6 protein-coding genes are annotated in these 8,637 nt (G+C 71.1%); all 6 read right to left on the bottom strand.

Translation table 11 applies throughout. The features are described 5' to 3' along the window. Window positions 1–102: 102 nt before the first annotated feature. Window positions 103–2,049 carry a Xaa-Pro dipeptidyl-peptidase gene (locus tag AOK24_RS28750; protein WP_055722963.1) on the bottom strand — a complete coding sequence of 649 codons (1,947 nt, stop codon included), beginning with the start codon at window positions 2,047–2,049 and terminating at the stop codon, window positions 103–105. A 60-nt stretch (window positions 2,050–2,109) separates the two neighbouring features. Beyond that, complete coding sequence (locus AOK24_RS28745; RefSeq protein ID WP_055722962.1) at window positions 2,110–3,003, bottom strand: adenosine kinase; 894 nt, start codon at window positions 3,001–3,003, stop codon at window positions 2,110–2,112. Continuing rightward, on the bottom strand, window positions 3,000–3,488 hold the full coding sequence (locus AOK24_RS28740) for a macro domain-containing protein (protein WP_055722961.1): 489 nt from the start codon (window positions 3,486–3,488) through the stop codon (window positions 3,000–3,002). Before AOK24_RS28740 ends, AOK24_RS28745 begins: the two co-directional genes overlap by 4 nt. Window positions 3,489–3,530: 42 nt before the next feature. Further along, on the bottom strand, window positions 3,531–4,976 hold the full coding sequence (locus AOK24_RS28735; RefSeq protein WP_055722960.1) for an amino acid permease: 1,446 nt from the start codon (window positions 4,974–4,976) through the stop codon (window positions 3,531–3,533). Between the two features lie 198 nt (window positions 4,977–5,174). After that, complete coding sequence (locus tag AOK24_RS28730; protein ID WP_055722959.1) at window positions 5,175–7,346, bottom strand: 3-hydroxyacyl-CoA dehydrogenase NAD-binding domain-containing protein; 2,172 nt, start codon at window positions 7,344–7,346, stop codon at window positions 5,175–5,177. 36 nt (window positions 7,347–7,382) lie between these two features. After that, entirely contained in the window at window positions 7,383–8,597 is a 1,215-nt protein-coding gene (locus AOK24_RS28725) for an acetyl-CoA C-acetyltransferase (protein WP_063799533.1), read from the bottom strand. Window positions 8,598–8,637 lie beyond the last annotated feature (40 nt).

The raw sequence follows: 8,637 nt of genomic DNA, 5'->3' as shown, positions 1-8,637 counted from the left end.
GATGACAACCGGCGCCGCAGGGGAGTCCTGCGGCGCCGGTTGTCATCAGAGTGCCGGACGCCGTGCGTAGCGGTGTCCCCGGCGTTCCGGTGTCCCTCGTGCTTACGGCATGCGCCGCGCCTCCGCGTTGGGGCCGACGCCCTCCAGCGGGCCGGCTGTCCTCGGCGGCGTCGCGGCCGTGCCCGCCGTCGCGCGGGCGAAGGCCGGGGCGCCGCCCACGAGGGGGACGTTCGCCGAGGTGCGGGCGAGGTCGAGGGTCAGCGTCGGCTTGTCGGCCGGGGGTTCGATGAGGTTCTTGTCCGTGCCCGCGACGATCAGGGCGAGGCGGTGGCCCGCCGGGACGACGTGGTCGGTCGCGGCGAGGGCGATCGTGAGGGTGTAGCGCTTGCCCGGGGTGAGCGGGACGCCGTGGCCGGGGTCGGCGTACGTGCCGAGGTCCGCCCAGCCGCGGCTGACGACCGTGTAGTCGACGGCCTTGGTCCGCGCCGCCGTCTCCTTGAAGCAGGCGCTGTCGCCGGCCGTGCTCGCGCCCCAGCAGGTGCGGTTCGTGAGGGTCGTGATGCCCTCACCGGAGGCCGCGTAGTCGCGGATCGTGTCGGGGCCGAGGTCGACGAGGACGGCGGAGAGGTGGGCCGTCGGCGTCGTGGGCGTCGCGGTGACGGTGACCGTCGGGGCGCCGGCGAGGCGCAGGTCACGGGTGAGCGGGCCGGTGGTGAACCCGGCCTTCTCCGGTGTCGCCGTGTCGATCTTCGCGGACCAGTCGGTCTCGTCCAGCGCGGGGTTGTCGGTGAACGTCTCGGTGCCGGTGCCCTTGCGCAGGCCGAGGACGCCTACGCCGGGCTGTGTGCCGGTCGCGGGGCGCAGGGTCGTCGCCTGAGTGCCGGACGGGGGCCAGGCGCGGGACGTCTCCCACTGGTCGGGGTGGCGCTCGACGTCGGCCATCGGCTCGCGGTCGATGCCGTTGTCGTAGCCGAGGAGTTCGTGGTCGAACCAGCGGTGCAGCGTGTCGACCCAGGCGCCGCGCCGGAAGTCGAAGGGGTCGACGTGACCCGTCTGGGAGAGCCAGATCTTGCGCTTGACGCCGTTCTTCGCGAGGGCGTTCCACCACTGGCCGAGGTGGTTCGTGCGGACGTTGAGGTCCTGCATGCCGTGCACGGCGAAGACGCTGGCCTTCACCTTGCCCGCGTCCTTGACGTAGTCGCGGCCGGTCCACAGGGGGGTCCAGTCGCCGGTGCGGGGCGCGCCGTTCTTGAGTTGCTGCTGCACGGCGGCGCACTTGGTGCGGGCGTCCGGGCTGTCGACGGCGTCGGCGAGTTCGTCGGGGCCGCCGTCGTACAGCGGGGCACCCTGCTGGAAGTAGTAGTCGTACCAGGAGGAGATCGCGCTGATCGGCACGACGGTCTTGAGGCCCTTGACGCCGGTCGCGGCGACGCCGTTGGCTATCGTGCCGTCCCAGCTCTTGCCGATCATGCCGGTGCGGCCGTTGGTCCAGTCGGCCTTCGCGGTCGTGCTGCCGGTGCGGGTCGTGTACGCGGTCGCCCGGCCGTTCAGCCAGTCGACGACCGCCTTCGCGGAGCCGATGTCCGAGGGGCCGCCGATGTCCACGCAGCCGTCGGAGCGGTTGGTGCCGGCGAGGTCGACGCCGACGAACGCGTAGCCACGGGGGACGAAGTAGTTGTCGTAGAAGAGCGGCATCTGTACGACGTTGCCGTTCGCGTCGTACGTCTTCAACTGGCTCTCGTTGCCCCGGCCGCAGCAGGAGTAGTAGGGGCTGGCGTCCATGATCACCGGCACCTTATGGCCCTGCTGGGCCGGTTCGCGGGGGCGGACTATGTCGACGGCGACGCGGTCCTTCTTGCCGTCGCCGTCCCCGTCCAGGCCCGTGTCCACCCATACGGACTGGCGTATCGCCGTGTCGTACGAGTAGAGCGGCAGGCTCTCCCGTGAACCCGCCTGTGCCGCGGTGGGGGTGAGGAGGGAGGCCGCCAGGACGGTGAGGGTGGTGGCCGCGAGGGGTCTCCAGGTCGTGAAGCGCTTGTGTACAGGCATGCGCGGGACGGTACAGGGGTGAACTCCTGTGCAGTAGTGGGCGTTTATGAAGTTCTCGGATCACAGCTCGGCCCTCGTCAGGGCGGCGGCGCGGGTGGCAGGGACCGTGCACGCGTACGCCCCCGCGCGGGCGCCGTACTGCGCGCTCTCCTGCGGGGTCGCGCCGGTCAGGGTGCCGTAGAGGAAGCCCGCCGCGAAGGCGTCGCCGGCGCCGTTGGAGTCGACGACCGGGGCGGGCGGGACGGATGCCGGTACGTGGGTCAGGGCGCCGTCCGTGAGGAGGTACGCGCCCTTCTCGCCGGCCGTCACCACGACCGTCCTCGCGCGGCCGTCCCTCGCGATGCGGCGCATGGTCGCTTCCACGTCCGTGAGGGCCGCCGCCGACAGGAACACGAGGTCCGCGGTGAGGGCGAACGGTTCGTGGTACGGGTTGTCGCCGTCCCAGTCGTGCAGGTCCGTCGAGAGGGGGGCGCCGGTCTCGCGCAGGGCCGGGAGGGCGTCGGCGCAGGGCTGGGTGAGCGAGACGTGTACGTGCCTGCTGCGGGCGGCGAGTTCCCGCAGGGCGTCCTCGGGGAACCGGTCGTCGAAGCGGGTGCGGCTCGTGTCGTACAGCGACAGCCTGCGCCCGTCCGGCGAGACCAGGTTCGTGGCCCGCTTGGTCCCGGCCGCCTGCGGCAGGGCGGTCAGCGCGATGCCGTGCTCCCGGTGAAATTCCCGCACCAACTCGCCTTCCGGGTCGTCCCCGAGGAAGTCGAGGTGGTGCACGGCCATGCCGAGCGCGGTGAGCCCCAGCGCCACGAAGTCCCCGGTCTGCCCGGCCCGCGCGTGAATGCCGTCGACCATATGACTGTCGGCATACGGCAGGGGCAGCTCGGGCACGGGAATGACCGTGTCGACACCGGCTCCACCGAGAACGAGTACGTCGATGTCCTTGCCACTGCCCTTGCCGCTCACCTCAGGCCCTCCCCCTGGTCGTACACCGTCACCGCGATCCCCTCACGCACCAGCCGCTCCGCTATCAGCGGCTCCACGCGGGGCCACGTGCCTCCTGCCAGCCCGCAGCCTATGCGCGGCATGTGCACGGACGCCCCGAGGTCACGGACGGGCACCGCCAGCCGCTCCAGGGCCGCGTCGATCGCCTCGTACCGGACCGGCACCCCTTTGCTGCCGGTCCTGGTCCCCCGCTGGCCGATCATGTTCGCGACCCACACGTACCGCTCCACCTGGACCAGCTGGACCGCGCCCAGCCCGAAGTCGTTCTTGGCGCGGTTCCTGTGCCAGGCCCGGTACGACGCCTCCGGCTGCGGCCAGCGGCGGGAGAGGGCCAGGACGAAGCCCTTTACCCATCCCCCGCTGTCGTTGCAGACGTGGGCGATCACCTTGACGCCCTTCACCGATGGTGTTGTGGCGTCACCCCTCGTGTACGTGATCTCCGGCATGGGACCACCGTAGGCGACGCCACTGACAATCGGGCTGACCTGCTATTTCGTCAGGTCGGACAGTTCCTTGGCGGTGTTGCGGCGCAGGGCGTACCAGCCGGCGACCAGCGCGGCGGCGATGACCGGCAGGAGGAGGAGGGTCTTGCGGCCGACCTCCTCGTCGTTCCACATCATGCCGAGGCAGACGAGGAGGAAGGCGATCGTGGCGATCTCGGTGACGGGGCTGCCGGGGAGGCGGAAGGACGGGCGCTCCACCAGGCCGTCCTTCGCGCGGCGGACGAAGATCATGTGGCAGATCATGATGATGATCCAGGTGCTGATGATGCCGAGGGACGCGACGTTGAGGACGATCTCGAAGGCCTGGCTGGGGACCAGGAAGTTGAGGCCGACGCCGAGGACGCAGACCGCGCAGGTCAGCAGGATGCCGCCGTAGGGGACCTGGCTGCGGTTCATGCGGGCGGTGAACTTCGGGGCCGAGCCGGACATCGCCATGGAGCGCAGGATGCGGCCCGTGGAGTAGAGGCCGGAGTTGAGGGAGGACATGGCCGCCGTGAGGACGACGAGGTTCATGACGTCGCCCGCGCCGGAGACGCCGATCCTGGAGAGGACCGTCACGAAGGGGCTCTCGTCCGCCGAGTAGACGGACCCCGGCAGCAGGAGGGCGAGCAGGACGACCGAGCCGACGTAGAACACGCCCACGCGCCACATGATCGAGTTCACCGCGCGCGGGACGACCTTCTCCGGCTCGGCGGTCTCGCCCGCGGCGACGCCGACCAGCTCCAGCGCGGCGTACGCGAAGATGACGCCCTGCATGACGAGGACGACGGGCATGAGGCCGTGCGGGAAGACGCCGCCGTTGTCGGTGACGACGTGCAGTCCGGGGGTCTCGCCGCCGACCTTGTGCTGCGTGGCCAGCAGGAAGATGCCGATGCCCATGAACGCGACGAGGGTGGCGACCTTGACGATCGCGAACCAGAACTCCATCTCGCCGAAGATCTTCACGGAGATGAGGTTGATGGCGAGGACGACCGCGAGGGCGATCAGCGCGAGCACCCACTGGGGGACGCTCGTGAACGCGCTCCAGTAGTGCGTGTAGAGGGCGATCGCGGTGATGTCGGCGATGCCGGTGGTCGACCAGTTGAGGAAGTACATCCAGCCGGCGACGTACGCGCCCTTCTCGCCGAGGAACTCGCGCGCGTACGACACGAAGGACCCGGAGGACGGCCGGTACAGGACCAGTTCGCCGAGCGCGCGGACGACGAAGAACGCGAAGACGCCGCAGACCAGGTACGCGAGCGCGAGCGCGGGTCCGGCGTTGTCGAGGCGTCCTCCCGCGCCGAGGAAGAGGCCGGTGCCGATGGCCCCGCCGATCGCGATCATGTTGACGTGGCGGTGCTTGAGGCCCTTGCTGTAACCGGCGTCGCCCGCGTCCGCGGGGGCGTGGGGTACGGCTTCGGCCGCGGCCGTCTGCACGGCGTCCTTGCTCACGGGTGGTCCACTCTCTGGTGCGCCCGCGCGGGTCGCGCGCGGGTGTCCGGACGTGCGTCGGCCTGTGCCCTCGGATGGAAGGCACAGGCCAGGGGCCCAGCTTGTCCTGAACGTCGTCCCGCGCGCGGTGGCCGAGGTCACAAAGCGGGACTTGTCACAGGGGCAGGGGGCAGAGGTGGGCCGGCGGTGTACGCGCTGTCACGCGTCCGTGAAGGTCTCGCCCTTCTCCGCCTTCTCGACGAGCAGCTCCGGCGGGGTGAAGCGGGCGCCGTAGCGGTCGGCGAGTTCGCGCGCGCGGGTGACGAAGCCGGCAAGACCGCCCTCGTAGCCGTTGATGTACTGGAGGACGCCGCCGGTCCAGCCGGGGAAGCCGATGCCGAAGAGGGAGCCGATGTTGGCGTCGGCGACGGACGTGAGGACGCCCTCCTCCAGGAGGCGGACGGTGTCGAGGGCCTCGGCGAACAGCATGCGTTCCTGCATGTCGCGGAAGGGGATCTCGGCTCCCGCGCGCGTGAAGTGCTCGCGCAGGCCCGGCCACAGGGCGGTCCGCCGCCCGCTGTCGTCGTAGTCGTAGAAGCCCGCCCCGCCCGCGCGCCCAGGACGGTCGAAGTCGTCGACCATGCGGTCGATGACGGCCTCGGCGGGGTGCGCGGTCCAGGTGCCGCCCGCCTCCTCGACGGCCTGCCGGGACTCCTTGCGGATCTTGCGGGGCAGGGTGAGCGTCAGCTCGTCGACCAGGGAGAGCACCTTGGCGGGGTAACCCGCCTGCGCGGCGGCCTGCTCGACGGAGGCGGGCTCGATGCCCTCGCCGACCATCGCGACGCCTTCGTTGATGAAGTGGCCGATCACCCGTGAGGTGAAGAACCCGCGCGAGTCGTTGACGACGATCGGCGTCTTGCGGATCTGCCGGACCAGGTCGAAGGCGCGCGCGAGCGTCTCGTCGTTCGTCCGCTCGCCCTTGATGATCTCGACGAGGGGCATCTTGTCGACGGGCGAGAAGAAGTGCAGGCCGATGAAGTCCTGCTGGCGTTCGACGCCTTCGGCGAGGGCGGTGATGGGGAGCGTGGAGGTGTTGGAGCACAGCAGCGCGTCGGGGGCGACGACGTGCTGGATCTCCTGGAACACCTTGTGCTTGAGGGAGGCGTCCTCGAAGACGGCCTCGATGACGGCGTCGCAGCCCGCGAGGTCGGCGGGGTCGGCGGTGGGGGTGATGCGGGCGAGCAGCGCGTCGGCCTTCTCCTGGGTCGTACGGCCCTTGGCGACGGCCTTGGCGCACAGTTTCTCGGAGTAGCCCTTGCCCTTGCGGGCGGCCTCGGCGGTGACGTCCTTGAGGACGACGTCGATGCCCGCACGCGCGCACGCGTAGGCGATGCCCGCGCCCATCATCCCGGCGCCGAGGACGGCCGCCCGGCGGACCGGACGGGGTTCGGTCCCCTGGGGGCGGCTGGCGCCGGAGTTGACGGCCTGGAGGTCGAAGAAGAACGCCTGGATCATGTTCTTCGAGGTCTGCCCGGCGGCGAGTTCGACGAAGTAGCGGGCCTCGATGACCTGCGCGGTCTCGAAGTCGACCTGGGCGCCTTCGACGGCGGCGGCGAGGATGCGGCGCGGCGCCGGGTAGGGGGCGTTCGCGGTCTGCTTGCGCAGGGTCGCGGGGAAGGCGGGCAGGTTGGCGGCGAACTTGGGGTTGGCCGGGGTGCCGCCGGGGATGCGGTAGCCGGGCCTGTCCCAGGGCTGCTGGGAGGCGGGGTGGGCGTCGATGAACGCGCGGGCCTTCGCGAGGAGTTCCTCGCGGGTGCCGGCCACGTCGTCGATCAGGCCGTTCTGGAGGGCTCTGGGGGCGCTGTACTGGGTGCCCTGGAGGAGGACCTTCAGGAGGGCGTCGGCGATCCCCAGGAGGCGCACGGTGCGGACGACGCCGCCGCCTCCGGGGAGCAGGCCGAGGGTGACCTCGGGGCAGCCGATCTTGGTGCCGGGCGTGTCGAGGGCGATGCGGTGGTGGCAGGCGAGGGCGAGTTCGTAGCCGCCGCCGAGGGCCGCGCCGTTGATGGCGGCGACGACCGGCTTGCCGAGGGTCTCGATGCGGCGCAGGTTGCGCTTGATCTCCAGGCCGCCGTCGAACAGCTCCTGCGCTGTCTCGGGGGTGACGCGGATCAGGTCGCGCAGGTCGCCGCCCGCGAAGAACGTCTTCTTCGCGGAGGTGACGATGATCCCCTTGATGGTGTCCTTCTCGGCCTCCAGGCGGTCGGTGACCGCCGCGAGGGAGGCGCGGAAGGCGGCGTTCATGGTGTTCGCGGACTGGTCCGGGTCGTCGAGGACGAGGGTGACGACGCCTTCGCGGTCCTGCTCCCAGCGGATGGTGGTGGAGTTCATGGAGGGTGCCTTCTCGGTGATCCGTCGGGAGGGGGGTCAGAGTCGCTCGACGATGGTGGCGATGCCCATGCCGCCGCCCACGCACAGGGTGGCGAGGCCGTAGCGCTTGTCCTGGCGCTCCAGTTCGTCGACGAGCGTGCCGAGGATCATCGCGCCGGTCGCGCCCAGCGGGTGGCCGAGCGCGATCGCGCCGCCGTTGACGTTGATCTTGTCCAGGGGGATGCCGAGGTCCTTGGCGAAGCGCAGGACGACGGCCGCGAACGCCTCGTTGATCTCGACGAGGTCGATGTCGCCGATGCTCAGCCCGGCCTTGGCGAGCGCCTTGCGCGTGGCGGGCGCGGGGCCGGTGAGCATGATGGTCGGTTCGGAGCCGGAGACGGCGGCGGAGACGATCCGCGCGCGCGGGGTGAGGCCGTAGCGCTCGCCGACCTCCTGGGAGCCGATCGCGACGAGGGCGGCGCCGTCGACGATGCCGGAGGAGTTGCCCGCGTGGTGGACGTGGTCGATCTTCTCGACCCAGTGGTACTTCTGGAGGGCGACCGCGTCGAAGCCGCCGAGTTCGCCGATGTCCGCGAAGGACGGCTTGAGGGCGGCGAGGGAGTCGGCGGTGGTGCCGGGGCGCGGGTGCTCGTCGCGGTCGAGGACCGTCAGGCCCGCGCGGTCGGTCACCGGGACGACCGCGCGCGTGAAGCGGCCCTCCTTCCAGGCGGTGGCCGCGCGCTCCTGCGAGAGGGCCGCGTACTCGTCGACGTCGCGCCGGGTGAAGCCCTCGATGGTGGCGATCAGGTCGGCGCCGATGCCCTGCGGCACGAAGTTGACGGCCAGGTTCGTCATCGGGTCGTTGAACCAGGCGCCGCCGTCGGAGCCCATCGGCACCCGCGACATCGACTCGACGCCGCCCGCGAGGACGAGGTCCTCCCAGCCGGAACGGACCTTCGCCGCCGCCGAGTTGACGGCCTCCAGGCCCGAGGCGCAGAAGCGGTTCTCCTGCACGCCCGCGACCGTGTCCGGCAGGCCCGCCGCGATCGCCGCGATCCGCGCGATGTCGGAGCCCTGGTCGCCGTGCGGGCCGACGACGCCGAGCACGATGTCGTCGATCGCCGCCGGGTCGAGGCTCGGCAGGCGCTCCTGGAGGGCGTGCAGGAGGCCGGTGACCAGGTCGATCGGTTTCGTGCCGTGCAGCGCGCCGGTGGCCTTGCCGCGACCGCGGGGGGTGCGGATCGCGTCGTACACGTACGCTTCGGTGCTCAAGGGGTGGGCCTTTCGGGGGTCGTGAGCCGAGCTTTTCGGG

The organism is Streptomyces niveiscabiei, assembly GCF_001419795.1.
Classification (GTDB): domain Bacteria; phylum Actinomycetota; class Actinomycetes; order Streptomycetales; family Streptomycetaceae; genus Streptomyces; species Streptomyces niveiscabiei.
Note: the sequence above shows the minus strand (reverse complement) of the source record. Positions and strands in the feature narration are given on the sequence as shown.